This window comes from Arthrobacter sp. Alg241-R88 (assembly GCF_900537115.1).
Taxonomy (GTDB): domain Bacteria; phylum Actinomycetota; class Actinomycetes; order Actinomycetales; family Micrococcaceae; genus Arthrobacter.
The window spans coordinates 98,713-123,878 of sequence record NZ_UNRG01000004.1; the positions used below are offsets into that span (position 1 = coordinate 98,713).

Annotated in this window: 23 protein-coding genes and 1 tRNA gene; 10 read left to right on the forward strand and 14 right to left on the reverse strand. The window is 66.7% G+C overall.

Annotated elements, in window-relative coordinates:
• Window positions 1-44: 44 nt before the first annotated feature.
• From G6R19_RS11185 to G6R19_RS11205, 5 genes are all read right to left on the reverse strand, one after another.
• A complete protein-coding gene (locus G6R19_RS11185; RefSeq protein WP_163164895.1) occupies window positions 45-2,630 on the reverse strand; it encodes an AMP-binding protein in 2,586 nt (861 codons plus the stop codon).
• Window positions 2,631-2,668: 38 nt separating this feature from the next.
• Complete coding sequence (locus G6R19_RS11190) at window positions 2,669-3,829, reverse strand: ABC transporter ATP-binding protein (RefSeq protein ID WP_205484373.1); 1,161 nt, start codon at window positions 3,827-3,829, stop codon at window positions 2,669-2,671.
• Window positions 3,826-5,517, reverse strand: a complete 1,692-nt coding sequence (locus G6R19_RS11195) for an iron ABC transporter permease (protein ID WP_163164897.1) — start codon at window positions 5,515-5,517, stop codon at window positions 3,826-3,828. The genes G6R19_RS11190 and G6R19_RS11195 overlap by 4 nt, the downstream gene beginning before the upstream one ends.
• Window positions 5,514-6,536 carry an extracellular solute-binding protein gene (locus G6R19_RS11200; protein WP_163164899.1) on the reverse strand — a complete coding sequence of 341 codons (1,023 nt, stop codon included), beginning with the start codon at window positions 6,534-6,536 and terminating at the stop codon, window positions 5,514-5,516. Before G6R19_RS11200 ends, G6R19_RS11195 begins: the two co-directional genes overlap by 4 nt.
• Before the next feature lie 234 nt (window positions 6,537-6,770).
• Window positions 6,771-7,607, reverse strand: a complete 837-nt coding sequence (locus G6R19_RS11205) for a LysR substrate-binding domain-containing protein (RefSeq protein ID WP_240341839.1) — start codon at window positions 7,605-7,607, stop codon at window positions 6,771-6,773.
• Here G6R19_RS11205 and G6R19_RS11210 point away from each other — a divergent pair.
• From G6R19_RS11210 to G6R19_RS11220, 3 genes are all read left to right on the forward strand, one after another.
• Entirely contained in the window at window positions 7,570-7,965 is a 396-nt protein-coding gene (locus G6R19_RS11210) for a DUF5997 family protein (protein ID WP_163164901.1), read from the forward strand. The two genes, G6R19_RS11205 and G6R19_RS11210, sit on opposite strands and share 38 nt — an antisense overlap.
• 143 nt (window positions 7,966-8,108) lie before the next feature.
• Window positions 8,109-9,329, forward strand: a complete 1,221-nt coding sequence (locus G6R19_RS11215; RefSeq protein WP_240341840.1) for an NRAMP family divalent metal transporter — start codon at window positions 8,109-8,111, stop codon at window positions 9,327-9,329.
• An 11-nt stretch (window positions 9,330-9,340) separates the two neighbouring features.
• Window positions 9,341-10,165, forward strand: coding sequence for a putative hydro-lyase (locus tag G6R19_RS11220; protein WP_163164903.1), 825 nt, complete (start codon window positions 9,341-9,343; stop codon window positions 10,163-10,165).
• Window positions 10,166-10,232: 67 nt separating this feature from the next.
• On the opposite strand, the gene G6R19_RS11225 is transcribed toward G6R19_RS11220, so the two are convergent.
• From G6R19_RS11225 to G6R19_RS11245, 5 genes are all read right to left on the reverse strand, one after another.
• Window positions 10,233-10,922 (reverse strand): GntR family transcriptional regulator, encoded by a 690-nt coding sequence (locus tag G6R19_RS11225; protein ID WP_163164905.1) that lies wholly within the window; start codon window positions 10,920-10,922, stop codon window positions 10,233-10,235.
• Window positions 10,923-10,985: 63 nt separating this feature from the next.
• A complete protein-coding gene (locus tag G6R19_RS11230; protein WP_163164907.1) occupies window positions 10,986-12,731 on the reverse strand; it encodes a biotin carboxylase N-terminal domain-containing protein in 1,746 nt (581 codons plus the stop codon).
• The gene (locus G6R19_RS11235; protein ID WP_163164909.1) at window positions 12,728-14,374 is read right to left on the reverse strand and encodes a 5-oxoprolinase/urea amidolyase family protein; all 1,647 of its coding nucleotides are present in this window, start codon (window positions 14,372-14,374) and stop codon (window positions 12,728-12,730) included. Before G6R19_RS11235 ends, G6R19_RS11230 begins: the two co-directional genes overlap by 4 nt.
• Window positions 14,371-15,129, reverse strand: coding sequence for a 5-oxoprolinase subunit PxpA (locus G6R19_RS11240; RefSeq protein WP_163164910.1), 759 nt, complete (start codon window positions 15,127-15,129; stop codon window positions 14,371-14,373). The genes G6R19_RS11235 and G6R19_RS11240 overlap by 4 nt, the downstream gene beginning before the upstream one ends.
• Window positions 15,130-15,242: 113 nt before the next feature.
• Window positions 15,243-15,623 carry a VOC family protein gene (locus G6R19_RS11245; protein WP_163164912.1) on the reverse strand — a complete coding sequence of 127 codons (381 nt, stop codon included), beginning with the start codon at window positions 15,621-15,623 and terminating at the stop codon, window positions 15,243-15,245.
• A 153-nt stretch (window positions 15,624-15,776) separates the two neighbouring features.
• Here G6R19_RS11245 and G6R19_RS11250 point away from each other — a divergent pair, with 153 nt between their 5' ends.
• Both G6R19_RS11250 and G6R19_RS11255 read left to right on the forward strand, forming a co-directional pair.
• Entirely contained in the window at window positions 15,777-16,376 is a 600-nt protein-coding gene (locus G6R19_RS11250; RefSeq protein WP_163164913.1) for a hypothetical protein, read from the forward strand.
• Window positions 16,377-16,448: 72 nt separating this feature from the next.
• Entirely contained in the window at window positions 16,449-17,048 is a 600-nt protein-coding gene (locus G6R19_RS11255) for a hypothetical protein (RefSeq protein WP_163164915.1), read from the forward strand.
• A 3-nt stretch (window positions 17,049-17,051) separates the two neighbouring features.
• On the opposite strand, the gene G6R19_RS11260 is transcribed toward G6R19_RS11255, so the two are convergent.
• The gene (locus G6R19_RS11260; RefSeq protein WP_163164917.1) at window positions 17,052-17,534 is read right to left on the reverse strand and encodes a pyridoxamine 5'-phosphate oxidase family protein; all 483 of its coding nucleotides are present in this window, start codon (window positions 17,532-17,534) and stop codon (window positions 17,052-17,054) included.
• Window positions 17,535-17,658: 124 nt separating this feature from the next.
• On the reverse strand, window positions 17,659-19,044 hold the full coding sequence (locus G6R19_RS11265; protein WP_163164919.1) for an NAD(P)/FAD-dependent oxidoreductase: 1,386 nt from the start codon (window positions 19,042-19,044) through the stop codon (window positions 17,659-17,661).
• Between the two features lie 138 nt (window positions 19,045-19,182).
• On the opposite strand from G6R19_RS11265, the gene G6R19_RS11270 reads away from it, so the two are divergent.
• Complete coding sequence (locus G6R19_RS11270; RefSeq protein ID WP_240341841.1) at window positions 19,183-19,884, forward strand: TetR/AcrR family transcriptional regulator C-terminal domain-containing protein; 702 nt, start codon at window positions 19,183-19,185, stop codon at window positions 19,882-19,884.
• A gap of 6 nt (window positions 19,885-19,890) precedes the next feature.
• Here the strand turns inward: G6R19_RS11270 and rlmN are convergent, their stop codons facing one another.
• Window positions 19,891-21,126, reverse strand: coding sequence for a 23S rRNA (adenine(2503)-C(2))-methyltransferase RlmN (gene rlmN / locus G6R19_RS11275; RefSeq protein ID WP_163164923.1), 1,236 nt, complete (start codon window positions 21,124-21,126; stop codon window positions 19,891-19,893).
• 415 nt (window positions 21,127-21,541) lie between these two features.
• Here rlmN and G6R19_RS11280 point away from each other — a divergent pair, with 415 nt between their 5' ends.
• Together G6R19_RS11280 and G6R19_RS11285 are read left to right on the forward strand one after the other, a co-directional pair.
• On the forward strand, window positions 21,542-22,669 hold the full coding sequence (locus G6R19_RS11280; RefSeq protein ID WP_163164925.1) for a mandelate racemase/muconate lactonizing enzyme family protein: 1,128 nt from the start codon (window positions 21,542-21,544) through the stop codon (window positions 22,667-22,669).
• Window positions 22,670-22,679: 10 nt separating this feature from the next.
• Window positions 22,680-23,378 carry an FCD domain-containing protein gene (locus tag G6R19_RS11285; RefSeq protein ID WP_163164927.1) on the forward strand — a complete coding sequence of 233 codons (699 nt, stop codon included), beginning with the start codon at window positions 22,680-22,682 and terminating at the stop codon, window positions 23,376-23,378.
• A gap of 105 nt (window positions 23,379-23,483) precedes the next feature.
• Here the strand turns inward: G6R19_RS11285 and G6R19_RS11290 are convergent.
• Window positions 23,484-23,566 (reverse strand) — tRNA-Leu (locus G6R19_RS11290).
• 375 nt (window positions 23,567-23,941) lie between these two features.
• Here G6R19_RS11290 and G6R19_RS11295 point away from each other — a divergent pair.
• Window positions 23,942-24,685 (forward strand): DUF3662 and FHA domain-containing protein, encoded by a 744-nt coding sequence (locus tag G6R19_RS11295; protein ID WP_163164929.1) that lies wholly within the window; start codon window positions 23,942-23,944, stop codon window positions 24,683-24,685.
• Window positions 24,682-25,164 (forward strand): FHA domain-containing protein, encoded by a 483-nt coding sequence (locus G6R19_RS11300; RefSeq protein WP_163164931.1) that lies wholly within the window; start codon window positions 24,682-24,684, stop codon window positions 25,162-25,164. Before G6R19_RS11295 ends, G6R19_RS11300 begins: the two co-directional genes overlap by 4 nt.
• The last annotated feature ends 2 nt before the right edge of the window (window positions 25,165-25,166 follow it).

Genomic DNA, 25,166 nt, shown 5'->3' on the forward strand with positions numbered 1-25,166 from the left:
GAGCCCCATTTGTCACATTTGCATAACGCACTGCGGGCTGGAACTTACGTCAATCGTTCCCGTTCAACGGGGCGCAGCAACGATGTGAACCGCCGCCCCGCCCATCTGAACGCTGCCGTCGTGGGCAACCACCTGCAGAGTGCCCAGTAGCCCACCCCCAGAACGAGGGACCCGACAACCGCCAGGACCGGATTGACGGGAAGCAGCACCGGGTAGACCAGCCAGTGGGTGAGGTAGATATACAGGGACGCCGCCGCCAGCCAGCCGGTGACCCGGCGCAGGACCGCCGGCACCGGCAGGGCGGGCACCCACACCAGCAGCAGAATGCCTGCGGCGACGGTGACATCGCGGACTGTGCTGCCGAAGAACCCCGGCAGCGTCACCAGGGTGATGACCGAGACAGTGATCCTGTGGAAGTGCGTGCGGGCCCGGGCGAGCGCCCAGCCGAGCGCAAAGAGCCAGAACACCGGCGGCGGCTTGGGCAGGCCGGGATCCACGATGTCATACCGGCTCAGCAGCGCGATGGCCACCAGCCCCAGGGCGAAAGCGAACGGCGCACGGCGCTCCACCCGGTCCACCCAGGGCACGGCCATGAGCGCTGCCACCGCCAGCAGGATGTAAACCAGCAGTTCCACAAACCAGAAATGCCACTGCGTGGTTACTTGCTCGGGCCCAACCATGGCGTTCAGCAGGAAGATATTGGCGACGCTGTAGCGGTCCGTGAGCAGGTAGGCCACGGCGATGAAAGCGCTGGAGGGCAGAACCATCCGGGCGGCACCGCGGAGCTGGCGGCGCAGCCGCGGCAGCCGCTGGTCCGCCAGCTGGAAGCGTGCGAAGTTGTAGCCGGCCACCACGAAGAGCAGGTGTGCGGTCTGGAACATGATCAGCTCTACGTGCGTGGCCACAATGCACACGATGGCGGCGGCCCGGAGCACAATCGAGGTTTCCAGGAAGGAAAAGGGGCTACGGCGCATGGGCTTCCGGCGGCGCTCCAATTCCCGCACCGGCAATAGGTGCCAGTCCGAGGGAAGCTGTCCCAGGACGCGTTCCAGCTGAACCGAGACCGCCACGTAGGACAGCGAGTCACCGTCAAGGGAGACGAACGTGTCGTCGTCTCCCACAACGGGGCATTCCAGGGCCTCGGCGAAGATGCTTCGGATGTCGTTGGGGTTGCTGGCGGGGCTTGGGCCCTCCGGTGCCGGCCTGGCGGTTGCGGCGCGGGCGGTACCGACGGCACCCGCAGCAGCGGGCGCCGGAGCGGCAAGTGCCAGGACGGCCGGGTAGTCCACCTTGCCGGTGGTCAGGCGCGGGAGGGCTTCCACGGCATGGATCACGACGGCGGCGCGCGGCAGCCCAAGCGTGCCGGCCAGGGTCTTGGCGAGCAAACCGCCGTCGTGCCCGCCTTCGACAGCGACCACCAGGCGGTCATCGGTGCCGGCGGCGGCGGCGGTAATCCCCATGTCGGCGAAGATCCGCTCCACCTGGCCGAGATCCACGCGCAGGCCCACAATCTTCACGAACCGGCTGCGCCGCCCCACCACCTCGTACAGGCCATTCGGGTGCCGGCGGGCGAGGTCGCCGGTGCGCAGTTCGTGGACTTCCCGGCCCAGTGCCAGGTCCCCGGGGTGCTCGGCGTAACCGAGCATCACGTTGGGGCCGCTGTAGACCAGTTCCCCGTCTGCCAGGTCCTCCACCGGTTCGATGCGGAAGGATCCACCCGGTACGGGGACGCCGATGGTTTCGGCATGGTCGGCGGCCAGGTCAGGTGGCAGGTAGGCCATCCGGGCGGTCGCTTCCGTTGCTCCGTACATCACGAAGAGGTCCCAGCCGCGGCGCTGCCCGGTTTCCGCCCAGGAGCGCACCTTTTCCGGTGCCAGCCGGCCGCCGGCCTGGGTGACGTAGCGCAGGTGCGGCAGGTCCGAGTCCGCGAAGCCGACCCGTTCCAGGAGGTCGAAGGTGTAGGGAACCGCCGCGAAGGAGGTGGCCTGCCGTTCCCGGAAGAGATCCCAAAAGCAGGGATCCACCACTGAGAGGTCAGTGAGGACCAGCCCTGCGCCGCGGACCAGGTGGCTGTTAACAACTGACAGGCCGTAGCAGTAGTGCAGGGGCAGCGTGCTGGCGGCCCTGTCGTCCGGCCCAATGCCCAGGTACTCGGCGATGGCCTCGGCGTTGGCTGTGAGGTTGGTATGCGAGAGCCGCACCAGTTTCGGTGAGCCCGTGGAACCTGAGGTGCTGAGCAGCAGCGCCAGGTCAGGATGCAGGTGGTGCCGGGACCCGTCGCGCCGCTCCTCGAGCACGGGCACCCCGTGGCCGTCACCGGAGCGCAGCAGCACGTCGGGGTCGTAAGCGTCCATGAGGGACGCGAGGGCCTCCGGCTTGTCGGCCGGGGCCAGCAACAGGACATGGCCGGCCGACAACGCGGCGAGGTACGCCACCAGCGAGTCCAGGTCGTTGCGCGCTGCCAGCACCACCAGGCGCCGTGTTGTTCCTAAGCGGGCTGCGGCGTCGTCCACGCGGGCGGCAAGCTCCCGGTAGGACAGGACGCCGTCGGCGGTGAGTACGGCCGGGCGGTCGCCGTGGCGGGCGAGGTCGGTGAACGCGGCCCGGGCGAGGTCTGGCTGCGCGGTCAACGCGTCACCGGGGCGATACGTGGGGACATAAAACTGGCCTAACTTAGCTGGACGGGCTCGGGCGACCGCTGCTTCAATGAGCTGCCCGGGGGTGGGGATGTGATGGCATGGTCGCCCAGCAGCAGCGTGGGCGTGGTGCCTGCCGCTACGGTCACCGCTACCGCTGTTCCAACCGGATGGCGGACGGTGTGGGGCTGCCAGGAGCGCACTGTGCGTCCCGAGGCCAGCCGCACGTAGTGGAGGACGAAGGCGCCGTGGTACTCCACCGCGGACACCCGCGCCGGAGAGTCGGGGTCCGGGCGCAGCGCCACCTCGTGCGGCCGGAGCACCACGTCTACGTCCGCTTCGCTGTTGGCCCAGCCCGGAACAGTTGAAACGACGCCGATCTCGCACGTCAGCAGCGCACGGTGCACATGGGCCGGAAGGAAGTCCGCGTCACCCATGAAGGAGGCCACAAATCGTGTGGCCGGCTGCTCGAAGACCTTCTCCGGCGTGTCCGCCTGTTCGATGACGCCGCCGCGCATTACCACCACCCGGGTGCCGACGGAGAGCGCCTCGGTCTGGTCGTGGGTGACGAGGACGCCGGTGGTGCCGGCCTCACGCAGCGTTGCCACAGTGTCCCTGCGCACCTGCGCGCGCAACGACTCGTCCAGGCTGGAGAACGGTTCGTCCAGGAGGACGACGGCGGGGCGGGGCGCCAGGGCGCGGGCCAGGGCCACGCGCTGCTGTTCTCCGCCGGAAAGTTCGTGCGGGTACCGGCCCGCAAAATGGGCCAGCCGCACCAGGTCCAGGACTTCCCCGGCCCGGGCCTTGCGCTCACCGCGGCTTAGCCGGTCCAGCCCGAACTCGACGTTCTGGGCCACTGTCATGTGCGGAAACAGTGCGTAGTCCTGGAACACGAGCCCCACCCGGCGCTGCTCGGGTTCGACGAAGCGGCGCTTGTCCGCCACGACGTCCCCGGCCACCCGGATGGTGCCCCCGTCCGGCCGTTCCAGGCCTGCGGCGAGGCGCAGCGTAGTGGACTTACCGCAGCCCGACGGACCGATCAGGGTGACCAGCTCGCCAGCCGGCACTGCGAGGTCCAGCATATCCACGCCTACGGCCCGTCCGTAGTGCTTGCTGACGCTTTCAAAGACCAGCGCTGCCGGAGCAGTCTCCGTGCCCGCAGGACGATTTCCGTGTGCCATGCGCATGGTCATGCCGGGGCCTTTCCAGGGGTTTCATCGCGGCGTGCTTGCCTAACGAGGACCAGGACGGGGAGGACGGCGGCCGCGACGATCACCAGTGCGGGCAGCGACGCCTTTTCCCAGAAGTTTTCGCGGGCAAGTTCGTAGACCCAGACGGACGCCGTAGTGAACCCAAAGGGGCGGAGCAGCAGCACGATGGGCAGCTCCTTGACGGCGTCGATTGCCACCAGCATCAACGCCACGGCAATCCCGGACCGTGCCAGGGGGACATGCACGCGCGCCAGGATGCGCCGCGGGGCAGCACCCAGGCTAAGGGCCGAGAAAGTGAGGGTTGCCGGGATTTTCGCGAAGCTCGCGTCCACTGCCTGGTACGCGGGTGCGAGGAAACGGATCACGTAGGCGTAAAGGATGCCCAGGACCGAACCGGTGACCAATAGTCCGGTGCCGCCGGGAACGCCTGCAGCCTCGAGTGCATCATCCAAAGCCGCGAAGGAGATGAGGACGCCGATGCCCACGACGGCACCCGGCACGGCGTATCCGAAGGTTGTGAGCTGCGCCGCCGAGGAGACGAACCTGCCGCCGCTGAGGCGGACGCCGTGCCCCACTGCCACTGAGAGGAACACGCAGGCCGCGGCGGTGACCGCTGCGACCAGGAGGGTATTGACGATGTACTCACCGAAGCGCGGATCGGCGAGGAAGCCGGGATTCTTGACCGCCCCGCCCACGGCCCAGCCCAGCAGCTGGAGGACGGGGATCAGGAACCCTGTACTGACGGCAGCCGTACAGAGAGCTGCGGCGCCCCAGCCGCGGGCGCCGTGGAGCGTTTCCGGCTGCAGACCATGACCCCTCCCGCCCTGCCGGTGATAGCGTGCCCGGCCGCGGAGTGCCCGCTCCCCCGCCAGCACGGCGACGGCGAACAGCAGGACCAGGACGGCCAGCTGGGTTGCGGCGTGGAAGTTGAAGGTGCCCTTCCAGACCAGGTAGACACCCACGGAAACGGTCTGGACGTTGAAGTACTGCACCGTGGCGAAGTCGGTGAGCGTCTCCATCATCACCAGGGCCATGCCCGCGGCCAGGGACGGCCTGGCGAGCGGCAGCAGGACGCGCCGCAGTGCCCGTCCCCGCCCTGCACCGAGGGTCCGGGCAGCGTCGTAGGTGCCGGATGCGTGCTCAGTGAGCGCAGTGCGCGCCAGGAGGTAGACGTAGGGGTAGAGCGACAGCGACATCACCAGCACAGCGCCCGGCAGCGACCGGACGTCGGGGACCCAAACGTCCGTACCCAGTACCGCGCGCAGGGCGGACTGCACCGGCCCGGAGACGTCGAATACGGAGAGGAAGACGAAGCCCAGAATGTAGGCGGGTACGGCCAGGGGCAGGACGAGCAACCAGGCGAAGACATTGCGCAGCGGAAAGCGGTATGCGGTGACGAGCCATGCCAGGCCGCCGCCCACCAGGAGGGAACCCGCTGCCACTCCCAGCATCAGGAGCAGGGTTGTGAGCACCATGCCGGAAAGGTCCCGCGGCGGCGCCGTGCCGCCCATACTGCCCAGGCCATCAAGGACCACAGCGAACACGGGGGTGGCAACAACCACGGCCACCAGGACCACGAGTGCGGACCATGCCGGGCGTCCGGCACCGGCCGTCCGGCGTGGACGGCGCTTCGGCATCCCCGCTTCTGCGAGAACCGCCGTTTCGGTCATTTGTATCCGGCCTCGGCGAGCAGGTCCACTGCCCCGGCGTTGAGGTCGCCGTAGGCTTCGGCGTTCAGCGGCATCCGCTTGAAGTCACCAAAGCCTGCAATTACTGGCTCGGGTTTGACCGCAGGGTTGACCGGGAACTCGTGGTTCGCGTCCACGAAGGCGTTCTGGCCCTTGGTGGCGAGCCACTCGATGAGCCGCTGCGCGTCCCCGGCATTATCTGAGCCCTCCACCACGCCCGCACCGGAAATGTTGACATGCGTCCCGGCACCGTCCTGGCTGGCCCAGTAGAGCTCCGCCTTGAAATCGGGCTTGTCCTCCAGCGTCCGGGCCAGGTAGTAGTGGTTGTTGATCCCCACGTCGCAGGTGCCGGCGTCGATGGCTTCAAGCAAAAGCACGTCGTTGCTCATGATCTGTACGTCGTTGGCCACCCAGCCCTTGGCAATCTCCAGGGCCTTCTCCCGGCCGTGCAGGTCGATCAGGCTGGCCACGAGTGACTGGGTGTAGGACGAGGTGGCGTCCCGCATGCACAGCCGCCCCTTCCACTTCGGATCCGCCAGCCCGGCATAGGTGTCCGTGGCGTCAAATTCAGCGGGATCCACATTCTGCGGGTTGTAGGTAACGGTACGCGCGCGCATGGCCAAGCCGTACCAGCGCCCCTGCGGATCACGGAGGTCCTCGGGTACCGCTTCATCCAGGGCTGCGGAGTCGACGGCGGCGAGCTCATCCTGGCGCGCCGCATTCCACAAGTTGCCGGCATCCACCGTCATAAAAACATCAGCCGGCGAGTCCTCACCTTCAGCCTTCAGGCGTTCGAGGAGCTCGGCGTCGTCGCCGCTGATGAACTCCACGGAAATTCCCGTTTCGTCCTGGAACTGCCCGAAGGCGCCCTCCAAATCGTAGTGGCGGGCGGAATAGATCTGGAGGTCAGCGGGCTGCCCACCAATGATGCCGCAACCAGTTACGGCGGACGCCAGGATGGTCAGGCCTGCTGTGGCAGCGATCATGCTTCGACGGGACACTCGTAGCTCTTCTCAAAGGGGCAGTTCTTGGACCGCACGCGAATTGGGCAAGGTAAGGCTAACTTAATTACCCCGCTACACCCTAAGTGTGAAGCGGCCCCCAACCGGCGGAAGCCGCTCCGGGCGCCCCCCACCAGCTGGGCGTGGTCACCGGCTCCGGCTCAGTATGCGGCACCGGGCGATGCATGCAGAACTTGCTGGCCACGTCCGACGAATTCCACCTTTAGTGTTTGTCTAGCGCTTGCCCTTCTTGCGGGAACCCTTGCCCCGGCCCTTGTCCGGATTGGGGGCGTAGCGCTGGGCCACCTTGGGCGCCTTCTTGGTTCCGCTGCCGCGCCGGTCCGGTTTGGGTTCCTTCTTGGGTTTGACGGGCTGGGCGGAGGGCTGGCGGGAGCTCTGGGCGGTACGCCCCCGGACGATTCCGATGAATTCCTCGATGATTTCGTCCGTGGAATCGGCAGGCCAGGCCACAGCTATCTCGGTCGCGGGCGCTCCGGTGAGCCGCCGCGCCACCGTGTCTTTGACGTTGAAATGGCGGGCCACGGACATGGGCAGGATCACCAGGCCTGCCCCAGTGGCCACCACCTGCAGCGCAGCCTCCGGACCGCCCAGCGCAGCCACGTCCAGGAAGGCCTCCTGCTCCACATCAGCCAGCGCCACTTCCTCGAACACCGAAATCTCGTGGCCCTTGGGGGCAACCACCACGGGCTGCTCCTCGTACAGGGGAATCACGCTGAGGCCCTCGCGCTCCACCGGAAGGCGGACGAAGCTGAGGTCCGCGGACCCGTCACGCAGCACCTGGACCTGTGCGGCGTCGTCGGACATAAACGCCTGGAGCGGAATGTCCAGCACGCGTTCTTCCCAGCGGCGGATCCACTTGCCGGGCGTCACTCCCGCCACGTAGGCGACCCGGAGCATGCGGTGGGCATCCTGCCCGGCCGGGTCAGCAGACCCTGCGGGACCGGCGTCTGTCTGGGGGGCGTTGTCGGTGGGCACGTCTTCACAGTACCGCCCGCCCGGATACCCTTGAAGCATGACCTCTGCAAACTCCCAGTCCATGAAGCCGGCCACCGTTGCCAAGAAACTTGGCATCTACCTGCCCGCAACACCGCAGGAGTTCCAGGAATCAACCATCACCCGGGAAGAGTTCGCCGAACTCCAGGCCAACCCGCCGGAATGGCTCGCCGAACTGCGCCGCAACGGTCCGCACCCGCGTCCGGTCGTGGCCCAAAAGCTGAACGTCTCCATCAGCGGCCTGGCCCGCGGCGGCATCGACGAAGCCTTGACGACGGCGGAAATCACCGCGCTGCTGCAGGCTCCCCCGGCGTGGCTGGTCACCGAGCGCGCCACGCACGCCGCCGTCCGGGCCGAGGCCCAGCGGGTCAAGGAAGAAGCTGCCAAGAAGGAAGCCAAGCGGGCCCGCGCCTAGCGCCCAGGGGCTCCATCAACGAGGTTTTCTTTCACAAATCAAATTATTGTTCAACAATCCCTTGCCTAGATTGTTGAACAGTCTGTAGTGTTGCCGGTACATCCCCTCTGTGACTCCAGTCACCCGCACGTTTGGACGGATCTGTGGAAAGTACCGCAACACTGACATCGGGCACTACGAAGGCCGGCAGGCGTTCAGCCCTCCTGGGAGCCATGTTCCTCATGGCCACCAGCGCAATCGGCCCGGGTTTCATTACCCAGACAGCAGCATTCACAGTGCAGCTGGGGGCCGCCTTCGCCTTTGCCATCCTCGTGTCGATCCTGGTGGACATCGCCGTACAGACCAATGTCTGGCGGGTTATCGGCGTCTCGGGCATGCGTGCCCAGGAACTGGGCAACAAGGTGCTGCCCGGCATCGGCTGGTTCCTTGCCGGACTCGTTTTCCTTGGCGGCCTGGTATTCAACATCGGCAACATCGCCGGAACAGGGCTCGGCACCAACGCCATGATGGGCCTGGACCCGAAACTGGGCGGCGCGATTTCCGCCGTCATTGCCATCCTGATCTTCCTCAGCAAGCGGGCCGGCGTCGCCCTGGACAAGATCGTGGTGATCCTGGGCGCACTCATGATCCTGATGACGCTGTACGTGGCCATCGTCTCCGCACCGCCCCTGGGTGAAGCACTGCGGAACACGGTCATGCCGGAGAAGGTGGATTTCCTGGTCATCACCACCCTGATCGGCGGGACCATCGGCGGCTACATCACCTATGCCGGCGCACACCGGCTGCTTGACTCCGGCGCCACGGGAGTGGAGCACGTCCAGGAAATCACCCGGAGCTCGATCGTGGGAATCCTGGTCACCTGCGTGATGCGGGTGCTGCTCTTCCTGGCCATCCTTGGAGTGGTGGCCGGCGGCGTAGCGTTGGCCAACAACAACCTCGCGGCGTCCGCGTTCGAAGCAGCAGCCGGAGAAATCGGCCTGCGGATGTTTGGCGTGATCCTGTGGGCCGCTTCCGTGACCTCCGTCATCGGCGCTGCGTACACCTCAGTTTCGTTCATCACCAAATCCACCACTCCGGAGCGGACCCGCAACCTGATCACCGTGGGCTTCATCACCTTCTGTGCAGTTGCGTACCTGCTGATCGGGCAGGCTCCGCAGCAGCTGCTGATTTTCGCCGGCGCCTTCAACGGCCTCATCCTTCCTGTCGGCTTTGCTGTCCTGCTCTGGGTGGCCTGGCGCCGGCGTGACCTGATGCAGGGCTACGCCTACCCCAAGTGGCTGCTCATCATCGGCGTCCTGGCCTGGCTGCTCACGCTGTTCCTGGGCTGGAATTCGCTGGTAGGCCTGACCAAGCTGTGGGCATAGGAGGAGGAGCCATGTTCTTGTCAAAAAACCTGCCCGCAGGTGTCGATTTCCCCGCCAACCCTGCCGCCCTGGCGCCATCAGAAGCGCGGGCCCTGTTCCGCGCAGGACTGGTCAGCCCCACCTCAGGGTGGAGCGCAGGCTACGCCCAGGCGAACCTGATTATTGTCCCCAAAGCCCAGGCCTTCGACGTCCTGCTGTTTGCGCAGCGGAACCCGAAGCCGTGCCCGATCCTGGGAGTGCTCGACGCCGGCGAAACCAGCGGCGCCCTCCTCGCCGGCGGTGATGTTCGCACCGATGTTGCCCGCTACGCCGTCTACGTGGACGGCGTTAAGACGGACGAGCCAACAGATATCCTGCACTACTGGCGGGATGACCTGGTCACGTTCATCGTGGGCTGCAGCTTCACCTTCGAGGCTGCACTCCAGGAGAACGGAATCCGCGTTGCCCACATCGACCAGGGGGTAAATGTGCCCATGTACCGGACCAACGTCCGCTGTGAACCGGCAGGGGCCATGGCCGGGCCGCTCGTGGTGTCCATGCGCCCTGTTCCCGCATCCCAGGTTGCGGACGCCGTCCGGATAACATCGCGCTACCCGGCCGTGCATGGCGCCCCGGTCCATGTGGGAAACCCCGAACAACTGGGCATCGCCGATCTTTCCCGGCCCGACTTCGGCCACGCAGTGGACATTCCGGCCCATCACGTGCCGGTGTTCTGGGCCTGCGGGGTAACACCGCAGGCCGCCGTGATGGAGTCCCGGCCCGCCCTGGCCATCGGGCACGCCCCGGGCCACATGCTGATCACCGACGCCCGGGACAGCAGCTACCTGGTGCCCTAGCAGCACCTCAGCCGGGTTCCGGCGCAACATGCCCTGCGCGCTTTCTGCCCGCAGGGCATGTTGCCGTTCAGGACGGAATGATGCCCATGTGGGCCAGCAGTTCCTGTTCCGCGGCATCCAGGTAGCGCCGGAGCTCGGCGGCGGCTTCCTCACGCCGGCCGGAACGGATCTGGGCCACCAGCGCGGCGTTACGCTCCACATAGTGGCTGTGGAAATCAGGGGTGGTAGCCATTGCATGGAACACCAGGCGCATCTCGGCCAGGACCTTCTCCATCAGCTCGTCCAGCGATGCACTGCCCGACAGCCCTACCAGCGCCTTGTGGAGTTCCTGGTTGGCGTCGCCCATGCCCGTCACCGAACCAGTGGCCAGCGCTTCCCGGGCGCGGACAATGATGGCGTCCAGCTGGTCCAGGGCGTCGTCCGTGAGCTCCCCCCACAGGACGGCAGCCGGCTCGATGACCCGCCGCACGCGATAGATTTCCCGCACGTCGTCACCACCGGGGGCAGCCACGTAGACGCCCCGGTTGGGAATCCGATGGACCACCGACTCGCCGGCAAGGACGGTGAAGGCTTCCCGCAGGGTATTCCTCGAAACGCCAAGCGCCGCAGACAGTTTCTGCTCTGACAACTTGGTGCCAGGCGGGAGCTGGCCGGCCGAGATCCGGGCGCGGAGCACGCCCGCAACCCACGCGCCGGTATGGGCGTGGGTTGCGGGTGCACTCTCAGCGATCCCCTGCAATGCAGCGTTCATGGGCATACCCCCAATGTACCCAAGGCTGGCAGGGGCCAGCGCACGTGGGACGGACTTAAGCGGTGCGCCTCAGGCGATGCTGGCCAGGACGTCTCCGCGTGCGACGGCGGATCCTGGCTCCTGCGCTCCCCTTGCCACCGTTCCCGGCCGGTGGGCGGCCACAGTGGTTTCCATCTTCATGGCTTCCAGCACCGCGATGGGCTGGCCGGCTTCAACTTGGTCTCCCGAGTCCACCAGCCACTTCACCAGTGAGCCGGCCATCGGAGACACGAGCCTGTCATCCTGGCCGTCCGCCGCAGCACCCCGCGCGTCAACGGCAGCCGTCACGGAACTGCCACCGCCGTTGACCAGCGCTTCGTAAATCCGGGAGGGCAGCCCCAGCTGGACCGCCTTGCCGTCCAGCTCCACGGTGATGGTGTTTCGGGCTGACGCGGGGGCGGTGCGGGCTATCTCGGGAGAAGCCGCGAGGGGCTCAGCGAACTCGTTTTCAATCCAGGTGGTATGGACGCCCAACCGGTCTCCGGCGGTGAAGTCCGGGTGGCGCACCACTGCCCGGTGGAAGGGAAGCACCGTGGGCAGGCCCTTGATCTGCATCTCGTCCAGGGCTGCCCGTGCCCGGCGCAGGGCCTGGTTCCGGTCTTCCCCGTGCACAATGAGTTTGGCCAGGAGCGAGTCGTAGTGTCCGGACACTACGGAGCCGGAGCGGACCCCGCTGTCCACGCGGATACCGGCGCCGGTGGGCGGCTCGAAAGCCTCGACAATTCCGGGTCCCGGCAGGAATCCGCGGGCCGGATCCTCGGCGTTGAGCCTGAATTCGATGGCATGCCCGCGCGGTTCGGGATCCGCGGTGAGCGAGAGCGTGCCGCCGGCAGCGATCCGGAACTGTTCCCGGACCAGGTCCACGCCGGACGTTTCCTCGGTGACCGGGTGCTCCACCTGGAGCCTGGTATTTACCTCAAGGAAGGAGATGATGCCGTCCTTGCCGACGAGGTACTCCACCGTTCCTGCGCCGTGGTAGTCCGCTTCCCGGCAGATGGCTTTGGCTGACGCATGGATCTGCGCACGCTGGTCTGCTGTCAGGAATGGCGCCGGCGCCTCCTCGACGAGCTTCTGGTTACGGCGCTGCAGGGAGCAGTCCCGGGTGCCCAGCACCACCACGTTGCCGTGGGTGTCCGCCAGGACCTGCGCCTCAACGTGCCGCGGCTGGTCCAGGAAGCGCTCAACGAAGCATTCGCCGCGACCGAAGGCAGCAGTGGACTCCCGGACTGCCGAATCAAAGGCGTCTTCAACGTCTTCGAGGCGCCGGGCAACTTTCAGGCCTCGCCCGCCACCGCCAAACGCCGCCTTGATGGCCACCGGCAGGCCGTACTCCTGTGCGAAGGCGAGGACTTCGCCTGCATTGGCCACCGGGCCGTCACTGCCGGGAACCAGCGGGGCGCCGGCCCTGACGGCGATGTCCCGGGCGGTCACCTTGTTACCCAGTGCGCGGATGGATTCCGGCGTAGGGCCTATCCAGGTCAGACCGGCATCCAGCACGGCCTGGGCGAAGTCGGCATTCTCGGACAGGAACCCGTAGCCGGGATGCACTGCGTCAGCGCCGGAGCGCCGCGCCACAGCAATCACTTTCGCCATGTCCAGGTAGGTCTCGGCCCCGGTTGAACCGCCGAGCGCATACGCTTCGTCTGCCATCCGCACGTGGAGCGCGTCGGCGTCCGGATCCGAGTACACCGCCACGGATTGCAGGCCGGAGTCGTAACAGGCGCGGACGATGCGGACGGCAATCTCGCCGCGGTTGGCGATCAGGACTTTTTTCATGACGGGATTCTTTCGGAAATAGTGTCTTTGGCGGCTTGTGCGAGGGGTTCCAGCGTCGCGGCATCAACCACCGTGAACCGGACGTGTCCGCCGGGCGGGACCTGGGCGGCGGCGGGGAGGTCTTCGGGGATCACCACGGCGATCACGGGGTACCCGCCGGTTATGGGATGGTCAGCGAGGAAGATGACGGGATGCCCGCTGGGGGGAACCTGGAGCGCGCCGGCTACTGCGCCCTCGCTGGGGAGCTCCCCCGTGCGGCTGCGTTCGAGGGGGCGTCCGCGGCCGGGGTCCGGCACCAGGCGCACGCCGATCCTGTTTGACTGGTCCGAGACCTGCCATTGCTGTTGGGTGAGGACCTGGACAGCTTCCTCGGGGAACCAGTCCTCGCGGGGGCCCAAGGTCACCCTGAGTTCGGTGGTTCCGGCTCCAACCCGCAGTGCGGACGGCTCCGGATGACCCACCGACGTTCGTTCAGTTGCAGGAGCCACGCGCACCCGGGTGCCGGCTGCGAGTGGAGCAGGACCCAGTCCGGACATGGTGTCGGTGGAACGGCTGCCGAGGACCGACGGAACATCGAATCCGCCGCGGACGGCCAGGTAGGTGCGCAGTCCGAGGGCCGGCGCTCCCGCGGTGAGGCTTTCGCCGTCGAGCAGTGCGAACGGAGCGCAAGGGTCCGGCCGGCGCAGCAGGACGCCTTCGGCGGAGCGGACCTCGAGGGGGGCGGCGGCGCCGGTTACTGCTGCCACCTGGTCACCCAAGGCCCTTACGGTGAGCCCGCCGAGAAGATTTTCGACGACGGCGGCAGCGGGGCCGTTTCCCACCAGCCTGTTTGCCTGGCGGGCTGATTGCTGGTCGGCGGCGCCGGAGGCGGAGACACCGAGGTCCCCCAGTCCCGGCCGGCCCAGATCCTGCAGCAGGGACTGCAGGCCGGGCTGCAGGATCTCGAGTCCGGAGCGGACGGCATCGGGCCGGTCCGCATCCGTCTCCTCCATGGAAATAAGCGCGGCGCCGGCGGGCTCCGTCAACGAGTCAACGGCCACGTAACGGACTGTGTCTCCGGGCCGGATCAGCGCGGGCTGCTCCCGTTCCAGATCCCACATCACGGCGGAGGTGCGTCCGATCAGCTGCCAACCGCCCGGCGACTGCCGGGGATACACCGCGGAAAATTCGCCCCCCAAGGCAACGGAACCGGCAGGAACAGCTGTCCGGGGTGTAGGCCTGCGCGGAACGGTGAGGCTGTTGTTCCCGCCCACCAGATAGGCGAATCCCGGCGCGAAGCCGCCAAAGGCAGCCGTCCAGAGCTGGCCCGTGTGGGCGGCAACCACACCGTCCGCGCCGAGCCCGGTGAGGCGCCCCACCTCGGCGAGGTCTTCGCCGTCGTACACCACTTCAATGGTGACCTCCCGGCCCCCGACTTTCCGGGCGCCTTCGAGCTGGAACTGTTCGACGGCGGTACGTGCCCCCCGTGCCTGCGCCTGGCTGGCGAATTTCACCAGGACGGTCGCAGCTGCGGCAATAGCGTCCAACTGTCCCGGCAAGGGAGCCGCCTGGACACGCTGGTGGAAGGCCAGCACGGAGTTAAGGTCGGCCAGTTCCACCAGCAGGGCGCGGGGTCCGGCCCAGCGGATTCCGGTGATGCTCACGCAAAGCTCCGGACGGTGACACCGCTGGCCTCGAGCCCCGCCCTCACAGCTCCGGCCATCGCTACGGCACCGGGGGTGTCGCCGTGTACGCAGATGCTGTCCGCCTGGACGTGCAGGACGCTGCCGTCCCGGGCGATGATTTTGCCTTCGGTGGCCAGGAGCACCATGTTCCTGGTGACCGCTTCATTGTTGTGCAGCACCGAGCCCGGCTCCCGCCGCGATACCAGGGTGCCGTCCGGGTTGTAGGCGCGGTCGGCGAAGGCTTCCGCCCTGGCCTGGAGGCCCCGGGCCTCCGCCTTCCGCAGCGCCACCGATCCGGGGAGGAGGAGTAGCGGCAGCCCTGGGCTGAAGGCGTGCACGGCATCAACCACGGCCGCGGCATGGACTTCGTGGTGGACGATCGCGTTGTACAGGGCGCCGTGGGGCTTGACGTACTTGATCTCTGACCCAGCGGCGCGGGCAAGGGCCTGCAGGGCTCCCAGTTGGTAGAGCACGTCGTCGGCGAGTTCGGCAGCGGAGCAGTCCAGGAACCGGCGGCCGAAACCGGCCAGGTCCCGGTAGCCGACGTGCGCTCCGATGGTCACCCCGGCGGCCACGGCATCGCGGCAGGTCTGCGCGATGGTGCTGGGGTCCCCGGCGTGGAAACCGCAGGCCACGTTGGCGCTGGTGACGTGGCGGAATACAGCCGCGTCATCGCCCAAGGTCCAGCTGCCGAAGGACTCTCCGACGTCGCTGTTCAGATCGATGGATTGCATTGTGACCCTCGTCTCAGGTTGGCTTCTCCAACCATCATGCCCGATAGACCAGGATTGTTCAACAATCTTTGGGAGGCTGGTCGGGCGGATCAATCCGAAGTCAGTCTCCGGGGTCAGTCCTGATGGAGCTGGATGTAGTTGCCGCAGCCGTCGTCGAACACGGCGCTTATCCCGGAGGGGTCTTCCGCCGGTTCGCCGCGGAAGCTCACTCCCTCCCTGGTAAGCCGCTCGTACTCCGCCTGCACGTCCGGGACACCAAAAACAATCGCAGGCATGCCGGCCTTGTACAGTCCGTTCATGTAGTCCGCAGCAATCGGGTTGTCGCTGGGTTCCAGCAGCAGGCCCACTGAGCCCTGGTCCGCACCGGGGTCCTTAATGATGAACAGGTTGTACTCGGGCATGGCCATCAGCGTCTCGAAGCCGAGCGTCCCGGTGTAGAAGGTATGGGCCGCGGCGGGGTCCTGAACGTGGATGCTGCACATTTTGAGTCTCATGGTCCCAAGGTACGTGCCGCCGACCGGCCCGGAAAGCCCCGCCCTTGCCATGCGGCGGTCTGCCACAGCCATTGACCCAAGAACGGGAAGGGGCTGGAATGGAAGGACCAGCCCGGCGTTTTCCGCCCGGGCCTGTGGACGTGGAGGTGCAAGGTGGCAGCCATCGCAGAATCCCTGTTCCAGGGGGCGTGGGTCCTTCTACTGTGTGGATCTGTGCTGGTGGGCAGCGTTGCGGCCACCGTTTTCCAGGTACGTCGGCGTGCCCTCGCCGGGACAGGCACGGAACCTGAGCGTTCGGACCAGTTGTTCTGGGACCTGTTCCTCGGCGCGGCGGTGGCCCTTCCCGCCCTGCTCATCCCCGCCCTGGCATCCCCCTGGGCAGGGCTCGTCCTCTGCGGCGCGGCCGTAGCTTCCGGTGTCGCGGCCTACCGGGCCAGCCCGCGGATGGTGGCTTGGCTGTCCCTTCGGCGGCAGCGCCGGGAGTACCTGCCCCTGCACACGGCTGCACAGGCTGAACACAGCGTGCTGCTGGAGCGCTGGCGCCGGTACGAACTGGATCCCGCGTATTGCATCGACTACCCTGCCATGACCGACGTCCGGCTGCCCCAGACCGCCGCCGTTATTAAGGCCATGCGCGAGGCCGAGCAGCTCCGGGCCGCGGGGCACCATGGGTACCCGCCCGCCGTCGAGCGCTTTGGCCGCGCTCTCGCCGCCGCCGAGCAGGCGGCAGGAATCCCCGCCAGCAGACACTGACTGCCGGCCCGCGCATTAACTGCTGTGTCGCAGCCGCTGGAGTCCGGCGGCGCAGCGCCGTAGCATCCGAGGATGGAGCCCCAAGAAACGGAAAGCCGTGACCGGTTCGGCAGGCGGCTGGAGGACCGGGAAGTCTGGCGCCAGGCCATTACGCTGGAGGCTGCCGGTGAGCTGACCGCGCGCTGGCTGGAGGGCCACAGCGAGTATCAGGCCGCCACCTTCACTGCCACCTACGACGCCGAGACCGCAGCCATCGCGCCCGGGCTCGCTGCCCTGAACCGGAGCGGGGTATTCACGAAGGAATCACAACCGGGGCTGCGCTCAGCCGGCGTTGCCCAGCGCCAGTACGTCACCGGCTTTTGCAGTGCAGACGTCGCCGCGGAACTCCTGGCACTCTCCACCCGGTCCGAACTGGTCGCCGTAGTGCATGCCCCGAGCGAGTCAAGCAGTGCAGCCATCCCGGTCACCGTTGACGGCGGCGAGGTGGTGACCGTCCTTGGGTCCAGCGAGAACCCCGTGACGGAGGAGCAGATCCAGGACTGGGCCGATGAAACCAACGAAACGCTGGCGCTCCTGCTCGCGGATTCCTGGTACGTCGAGATCCTGGACCCGTCCTGGGGCCGGGACAACGTGCTGCTGCCCGCCGTCCTCGGCGCCCTGAACGGTCAATAGGACCTACAGCTCTACGGTGCCGCTTTCGCCCACGCTCATCCGGCTGTGGGTGACCTTGGACTTGACCCACTGGAACACCGTCGCGGCGGTCCCGCCGGGGCTGGTCCAGTACTCGGCGGAGTCGGAATCGACGCGGAGCAGGCACACCTCAGGAGTGTCCGGGCCATCCGGGAACCACGCTTCAACGGCCTGGTTCCACATCCCCCGGATCTTCTCCCGGTCCGTTACCAACTCAGCGGTTCCGGCAACGGAGACCCACTCAGTGTTCTTGCCAAAGGAAACGTTCACGCGCGGGTCAGCCCGGACATGGGCAACCTGCGAGGTGCCGAGGCCGGTGAAGAACCACATGTCGCCGTCGTCTTTTACGTCCTGGACCGCCAGCGGCCGGCTGACGAGGGCGCCTTCTTCATTGATGGTGGTCAACATTCCGATGCGGGAATCGTTAATGATGTCCGTGACCTTGCTGATGCTCTCGGTGTCAGTCATGTTTCACCTCGTTCGTCTGCATGCGGGGACGCTCCCCATCCGCCAGCCTATTGGTAAGCATGCTTAGATTCCACCCGGCGGGCTGTCTTTTCGCCGCCCGCCGGGCTGTCAGGGATGTCCGGGCTTAGGCAGGGACCGTCACGCGCGCCGCTTCGCAGATGCGTTCCGCGGTGCGGCGGCCCATCCGGATGGCGCCGTCAACGTGCTGATAGCCTTCGGCCGCCAGGTCCGAGGACGACCAGAAGATGGGCCCGACGGCGGCGTGCTGGTCTTTGCCGTAGCGGTGCAGGCCGCCGAGGTCGTAGCTGGAGGCGTAGGCGCCGCGGGTCCATTCCTCCGAACCCCAGTCCGACTCGTAATAGACCTCGGGCTCCAGCGCCTCGGCGCCAAGGAATCCGGCAATGGACTCCAGCACCGCGCCCTTGCGTTCTTCCGGGCTCAACTCGAAGACGGCGTCGGCCTTTTCGTCCGAGATAAAGCCCACCAGGGTTCCCCTGGTGTCCCCGAAGTTGGTGTTGTCGTAGACCTCCTGGACCAGGGATCCGGCGCCGAAGCAGGTTCCGGACAGGCCGGAGTTCCGCCAGAACGGGCGGCTGTAGACCGCGTGGACCTTGATGACCAGGCCCAGTGACTGGTGCTGGTGCATCTGGTGCTGGCGGCGGGGCAGCGGCGGGTTGAACGAGACGCGGGAATAGAGGTTGGGCGGCACGGCCATGATCACGAACCGGGCTTTCACAGTGGCCCGTTCCGAGACGACGGTGACGCGGTGCCCGCCCTCGGCGTCCGGCTCCCAGTTGATGGTGCGCACCGGGGAGTCAAGGACGACGTCGTCCCCCAGCTCCTGCGCGAGCAGCAGGGAAACCTGCTGCATGCCGCCCACGACGCGCCGGTCCAGGATGAAGTCCTCGTCGGTGAGGTGGGTGAAGGACCCGGCCGAGGCGGCCATCAGCACTGCCTGCAGGGCCGAGAAGGCGTGGGCCGGCTTGGTAAGCATGCCGCCGGCGATGAACAGGCCGATATTGTTGCAAGCTTCCTCATTGGCCGAGTTCTGCCGCAGCCAGTGGTGGAAGGAGACGGTGTCCAGCTCGCGTGCTTTCGGATGGGCCCACGGCTCGGTGGCGCCGATCTCGGCGGCCAGCGCGTCAAGCAGCCTGATCAGCTTGTCCATCTCGGCTTTGGTGTCCGGATCCACGGGGAAGGTGTCCCCTGTATAGCGGACGGGCACGCCGTCGGCTCCGATGTACATCGAGTCGCCGTCGCGGTACCGGGGATAGGTCTGCAGGCCGAGTTCGTCGAGCAGCTCCAGGAGCACGGTCTGGTCCGGCGAGACCCACTGGCCGCCGATCTCCAGCATGGCCCCGTCCACCGTGTCGGTCCAGGTGCGGCCGCCTACGCGGTCGCGCGCCTCAAGCACGGCGACGCTCAGGCCGGCCTTCTTCAGTTCACGGGCTGCGGTAAGTCCGGACGGCCCGGCTCCAACGACCACAACGTCGCGGTTCAGGTTCAGCATGATGTCCTCTCTTGGGTCCCCGCAGTGATGGGGACCACTAAATGAATGCCATTCATTTATTAGAACTATAGCGGCTCCCTGCACGGACCGGAAGTGCCGGATGGAATAATGCTGGAGACCACCAGAGAAAGGCCAGTAATGCCGGCAGTACCAGCTGTACAGGGACGCGCCGCCGGAAAACCCGGCACCGCCAGGCGGCGGGCGGGCCGGCCCTCGGCCGCACTGCTGGACAAAGCCGGGATCACGGCGGCGGCGCTGGAACTGATCAGCCGCAAGGGCTACGACGGCCTGACCATGGCGGGCCTGGCCAAGGAACTGGACGTGGCGCCGTCGGCCCTTTACAACCATGTGGCCGCCAAACGGGACGTCCTGCTCCTGGTGGAGGACCACCTCACCTCGCTGGTGGATGTGTCCGATTTTGGCTCGGCCCCGTGGGAGGAGGCGGTGCGCAGCTGGGCGTGGAGCTACCGCAATGTCTTCGCCGAGCACACCCCGCTGATTCCGGTGATCGCCGTCCTTCCGGTAACGGATGCGCCGCAGACACTGGCGATGTACGAAACAGTGAGCAAGGGCTTTCTCGACGCCGGCTTCCCCCAGGACCGCGTCGTGTCCTCCATCGTGGCGCTGGAGTCCTTTATCTTCGGCTCCGCGTACGACGTGACCGCACCCGAGGACATCTTCGAGGCGGGATCCATGGCCGGCACCACGCCGAACTTCACCGCAGCCGTCCGGAGCGCCGCCGCCCAGAGCGGTGCCCAAGGGCGGGGCCGGCCGGCGGACGTGGCGTTCGAGCTAGGGCTCGAGGCGCTGATCTCAGGGCTCGGTGCCCTGCGGGGCTGAGAGTCCCTAGTCTTCGGCGGCTGCAAGCTGGCCGCAGGCGCCGTCGATCTCCTTGCCGCGGGTGTCGCGCAGGGTGCAGGGCACGCCCGCGGCGCGGAGCCGCGCGATGAATTCCTGCTCCACCGGCTTATCCGAGGCGGTCCAGATGGAGCCCGGGGTGGGGTTGAGCGGGATTGGGTTCACGTGCACCCAGCCGCGGCCGCGCTGGTTGAGCTTCTTCCCCAGCAGGTCGGCGCGCCAGGGGTGGTCGTTCATGTCCTTGATCAGCGCGTACTCGATGCTGACCCGGCGGCCCGTCTTGCGGTAGTAGTCGTAGGCCGCGTCGAGCGCCTCGTCCACCTTCCAGCGGTTGTTGACCGGGATCAGCTCGTCGCGGAGCTCGTCGTCGGGGGCATGCAGGGACAGCGCGAACGTGACCGGCAGGTCCTCGTCAGCAAGCTTGCGGATGGCGGGGACAAGGCCCACCGTCGAGACCGTGATGTTCCGGGCAGACATGCCCAGGCCCTCGGGTGCGGGATCCACGAAGCGATGGAGCGCGGCCATGACGCGCTTGTAGTTGGCCAGCGGCTCGCCCATGCCCATAAACACGATGTTGGTGACACGTTCGTCGTCGTGCTCCTTGGGGCCCAGCTCACCGGCCGCTATCACCCGGTTCGCAGCGACCACCTGGTCAACGATCTCCGCGGTGGACATGTTCCGGGTCAGACCGGCCTGGCCGGTGGCGCAGAACGGGCAGTTCATGCCACAGCCGGCCTGGGAGGAGATGCAGAGAGTGATGCGGCCGGGGTAGCGCATCAGTACGGACTCCACCAGCGCTCCGTCGAACAACCGCCAGAGGAACTTGATGGTGTCCCCCTTGTCGCTGCGCTGGCGGCGGACCTCGGTGAGCAGCGGCGGGAACATCCGGGAGACGAGTTCCTCCCGGCCGGCCTTGGGGAGGTCGCTCATGGCTTCCGGATCAACGGTCCAATGCTGGAAGTAGTGCGTGGAGAGCTGCTTCGCCCGGAAGGCGGGGAGGCCAAGCTCCTTCATCTTCGCGCCGCGCTCGGCCAGGCTCAGGTCGGCAAGATGCGTGGGCGGCTGCTTCACCCGCGGTGACGCGAATTGGAGCAGCGGCCGGCCCTCGACGGTACGCGCCTGCTCCCAGCCTTCGGCAGTCGGGAGGACCTGCGGACGGGTGCTCTCCGGGGCCTCTTGACGGGCGCGCGCGGGAGCTTCGGAGGAAGAAGTGGGGGAAGTCATCCCCTCTATTGTCCCATGCCTTGTTATTGCTGACATAGGGCCCCGGCAACGCCGTGCCCGTCAGTGCATAAAGCCACTGCCGTCCCTGTCACGGTCGTACTTACCACAACGCGTGCAGCGCCTGTAACGGCCGCTGCCATCTTCCGCAGATTCTATGTGCCAGATGTGGCGCAGGTTCAGTTTGCACATGAGGATCCCGAGCATGGTGCTCTCCGTTCTAAAGCACGCTGCACCCGCTCATTGCGTTCGCTGCGTACCCCATAAGTTTATGCGGCGCCTCCTCGAAACTGATAGGCAAACGTGCCCCCCGCAGGGAGTGTGAGACCCATAAGCTGCGCGTAGTTGTAATACAAGTTAAGCACTTATAGAATAAGAAGGCGGGCGAAGGAGCCCAGCGCCGCCCAAAGGAGAAACCGTGAGTACCGTCGATCTGATCCGCCACGTCAAACTGTCCACCGCCCGGCTGCCCCTCGCTGTTCCCATCAGCGACGCCAAGGTCTTCACCGGCCGGCAGAAGCCCATGACCGAGGTGGTCTTCCTCTTCGCCGAGATCACCACGGAGCTGGGGCACACCGGCGTCGGCTTCAGCTACTCAAAGCGTGCCGGCGGCCCGGCCCAGTACGCGCATGCAAAGGAAGTGGCCGAGGGCATCATCGGCGAGGACCCCAACGACATCGCCAAGATCTACACCAAACTGCTGTGGGCAGGAGCTTCGGTGGGCCGCTCCGGCGTTGCCACCCAGGCCCTCGCCGCCATCGACATCGCCCTCTATGACCTCAAAGCCAAGCGGGCCGGCCTGCCGCTCGCCAAGTTCCTTGGCTCCTACCGCGACTCCGTGCAGACCTACAACACCTCCGGCGGCTTCCTCAACGCCACCCTCGAAGAGGTCAAGGCCCGCGCTACGCAGTCCCTTGAGGAGGGCATCGGCGGCATCAAGATCAAGGTGGGCCTCCCTGACAGCAAAGAGGACCTGCGCCGCGTCGCCGGCATCCGCGACCACATCGGCTGGGACGTCCCGCTGATGGTGGACGCCAACCAGCAGTGGGACCGCGCCACCGCGCTGCGGATGGGGCGCCAGCTCGAAGAATTCAACCTCATCTGGATTGAGGAGCCCCTGGACGCCTACGACTTCGAGGGCCACGCGCACCTTGCCCAGGTACTGGACACCCCCATCGCCACCGGCGAAATGCTCGCTTCCGTGGCCGAACACAAGGGCCTCATCAACGCCAACAGCTGCGACATCATCCAGCCGGACGCACCCCGGGTGGGCGGTATCACCCAGTTCCTTCGCCTGGCTGCGCTTGCCGACGAGCGCGGGCTGGGCCTTGCCCCGCACTTCGCCATGGAAATCCACCTGCACCTGGCAGCGGCGTACCCGCGCGAGCCCTGGGTTGAGCACTTCGACTGGCTCGATCCCCTGTTCAACGAGCGGCTCGAGACCAAGAACGGCCGGATGATCGTCCCGGACCGCCCCGGCCTGGGCGTCACGCTGAGCGAGCAGGCACGCGCCTGGACCACCGAGTCCGTGGAGTTCGGCGCGTAACCTTGTTGCCATGAGCCGGAACCTCACCGCGGACCTCACCGCTAACCTTCGCACCCGCATTGTGGACGGCGTCATCCAGCCGGGCGAGAAGCTCCCCAGCGAAAACACCCTTATCAGCGACTTCGGGGTGAGCCGTACCGTGGTGCGCGCCGCGCTGACCAGGCTGCAGGCCGAGGGCCTGGTCGAAACCGAACGAGGGCGAGGCAGCTTCGCCCTCACCCCGCCGTCGGACGGGCCCCAGGCAGCACCCGGGGCCCGTCCCGTCGCAACCATGGAGGACCGGCTCCACCTGCTCGAATTCCGGATCGGGGTGGAAGCTGAAGCGGCGGCGCTGGCCGCGCGGAACCACACCGAACGGCAGCTCAGGGCTGTTACGGCGGCACTTGACGAGTTCACATTGAGTGCCGGCCATCCGGCGCATGCCATGAAGTCCGACTTCGAGTTCCACCGGGCCGTTGCTGCCGCGTCCGGCAACCCCTACTACTCCGACTGCCTGGCCGCCCTTGGCCAGACCATGATCGCGATGCCGCGCACCCGGCTGATGACCGGCGCGGAACACTACGCGCGCGACCATTTCGACCAGGTGGTCCAGGAGCACCGCTCCATCTCAGACGCCATCGCCGACGGCGACGAGGCTGCCGCAGCCGCCGCCATGCGCAGCCACCTTGCCAACTCCCGACGCCGGTTCAAGTCTTCCGCACGGCCCTAACCTGAGCCGTTCCCGGCCTGCGCCCCGGCAGACAGGGATGCAGGCAGGCATTCGGCAGCAAAAGCAAAAGAGCCCCGGTCTATTGACCGGGGCTCTTGATGTGCGTGCGCGAGGGGGGATTTGAACCCCCACACCCTTTCGGATACTGGCACCTGAAGCCAGCGCGTCTGCCGTTCCGCCACTCGCGCGCAACTTCCTTCACAGAATCCCGTCCGGTTTCCCGAACCGCAACCCTGTAAAAGCAGCGAGATCAAGCATAACGGACATTGCCCGGAAAATACCAATTGGGGCACCGGGCCACCCGCAACCGCCCACGAACCAAGGCCAGGAACGGACCCGCAACACTGCCAACACCGCGGGCGACCAGGCACTGCAGACCATCGGAAACTGAACTTTTGGCAGCGCCCGGCCGTTGTGGATTAAGGTCATTCACGGGCCCGCCCAGTAGTATCGGATGTAGGAGTGACTGCTGCAGGCAGGCACACCGGCGGCTTGGGAACACCACTGCAAGTGAACTTACGGAACGAAAACTGCCCCGCAGCCGGGGGGAAAGGAGAAGAACCATGGGTCTGCTGGACAAAGTCGAGCGCGGCATCGAAAAGGCCGTCCGGGGCGTCTTCTCCACCGGCTCGCGCGCCCAGGTTGAACCCGTAGAAATCGCCAGCAGGCTGCGCCGGGAAGTGGACCACAAGTCCCTCACTGTCGCCGCGGGACGCACCCTGGTGCCCAACGTTTTTGATGTCCAGCTCAGCGATGATGACTTCAAACGCGCCCAGGAATGGGGCACCCCGCTTGCCGAAGAACTCTGCGATGTTGTGATCAACCACGTCCGCAGCCAGGGCTACACGCTTCAGGGTTCGGTGCGGATCTCCTTCCGCCGCGATACAGAATTGCGCGCCGGTGACTTCGAAATTGTCTCCTCAACCGAGAAATCCAAGGGCACAACAGGCGGTCCCCCGCCCCGTCCCAACTTGCCTGCCGCTCCCAGCCGCCAGCCGGTCCGGCTGCAGCCCGTCCTCGACATCGACGGCCAGCGGTACTCACTCAACGCCCCGTCCATTGTGCTCGGCAGGTCCTCGGAGGCCGACATCCTGGTCGAGGACACCGGCGTTTCCCGCCGCCACCTTGAAATCCGCACGGCCAATGGCGTCACCACGGCAGTGGACATGGGTTCCACCAACGGGAGCTATGTGAACGGGCACAAGGTCTCGGGAAGCACCGAACTCACCGACGGCTCCACCATCACCATGGGACGGACAAAGATTATCTTCCGCCTGCTTCCTGCCAGTTCTGGCGGCCACGCATGAGTGAACTCACCATCACCGCCTTGCGGTTCGGTTTCCTGCTGCTGCTCTGGGTGCTGATCTTCAGCATCGTCTCCACCATGCGCCGGGACCTTATGGTGGGCCGAAAGGCCGCTGCCGGCGCCCCAACGGCCCGGCAGATGCGCAAAAATCCCGAACTGGCCGAAGCCACGCCACAACCCGTAAAGCAGCAGGCCCGGCAACTGGTGGTCGTCGAAGGCCCACTCAAGGGCCGAACACTTCCGCTGGCAGCGAGCCCCATCCTTTTGGGCCGCGCGCAGGAGGCCACCCTGGTCCTGGAGGACGACTATGCCTCCGGCCGTCACGCCAGGCTGTTTCCGCAGGGCAGCCGCTGGTTCATCGAGGACCTGGGTTCGACCAACGGCACCTACCTGGCAGACCAGCAGCTGACCCGTGCCCTGCCCGTTGAGCTTGGCGTACCCGTGAGAATCGGCAAGACGGTCATTGAATTGAGGCCATAGCC

Bases quoted from the DNA above. Each gene is read 5' to 3' on its own strand.
- G6R19_RS11190 (WP_205484373.1), bottom strand. From the start codon at position 3,829: ATGACCATGCGCATGGCACACGGAAATCGTCCTGCGGGCACGGAGACT.
- G6R19_RS11195 (WP_163164897.1), bottom strand. From the start codon at position 5,517: ATGACCGAAACGGCGGTTCTCGCAGAAGCGGGGATGCCGAAGCGCCGT.
- G6R19_RS11210 (WP_163164901.1), top strand. From the start codon at position 7,570: ATGACCTCTGCAAACTCCCAGTCCATGAAGCCGGCCACCGTTGCCAAG.
- G6R19_RS11220 (WP_163164903.1), top strand. From the start codon at position 9,341: ATGTTCTTGTCAAAAAACCTGCCCGCAGGTGTCGATTTCCCCGCCAAC.
- G6R19_RS11225 (WP_163164905.1), bottom strand. From the start codon at position 10,922: ATGCCCATGAACGCTGCATTGCAGGGGATCGCTGAGAGTGCACCCGCA.
- G6R19_RS11230 (WP_163164907.1), bottom strand. From the start codon at position 12,731: ATGAAAAAAGTCCTGATCGCCAACCGCGGCGAGATTGCCGTCCGCATC.
- G6R19_RS11240 (WP_163164910.1), bottom strand. From the start codon at position 15,129: ATGCAATCCATCGATCTGAACAGCGACGTCGGAGAGTCCTTCGGCAGC.
- G6R19_RS11245 (WP_163164912.1), bottom strand. From the start codon at position 15,623: ATGAGACTCAAAATGTGCAGCATCCACGTTCAGGACCCCGCCGCGGCC.
- G6R19_RS11255 (WP_163164915.1), top strand. From the start codon at position 16,449: ATGGAGCCCCAAGAAACGGAAAGCCGTGACCGGTTCGGCAGGCGGCTG.
- G6R19_RS11260 (WP_163164917.1), bottom strand. From the start codon at position 17,534: ATGACTGACACCGAGAGCATCAGCAAGGTCACGGACATCATTAACGAT.
- G6R19_RS11265 (WP_163164919.1), bottom strand. From the start codon at position 19,044: ATGCTGAACCTGAACCGCGACGTTGTGGTCGTTGGAGCCGGGCCGTCC.
- G6R19_RS11270 (WP_240341841.1), top strand. From the start codon at position 19,183: ATGCCGGCAGTACCAGCTGTACAGGGACGCGCCGCCGGAAAACCCGGC.
- rlmN (WP_163164923.1), bottom strand. From the start codon at position 21,126: ATGACTTCCCCCACTTCTTCCTCCGAAGCTCCCGCGCGCGCCCGTCAA.
- G6R19_RS11285 (WP_163164927.1), top strand. From the start codon at position 22,680: ATGAGCCGGAACCTCACCGCGGACCTCACCGCTAACCTTCGCACCCGC.
- G6R19_RS11295 (WP_163164929.1), top strand. From the start codon at position 23,942: ATGGGTCTGCTGGACAAAGTCGAGCGCGGCATCGAAAAGGCCGTCCGG.
- G6R19_RS11300 (WP_163164931.1), top strand. From the start codon at position 24,682: ATGAGTGAACTCACCATCACCGCCTTGCGGTTCGGTTTCCTGCTGCTG.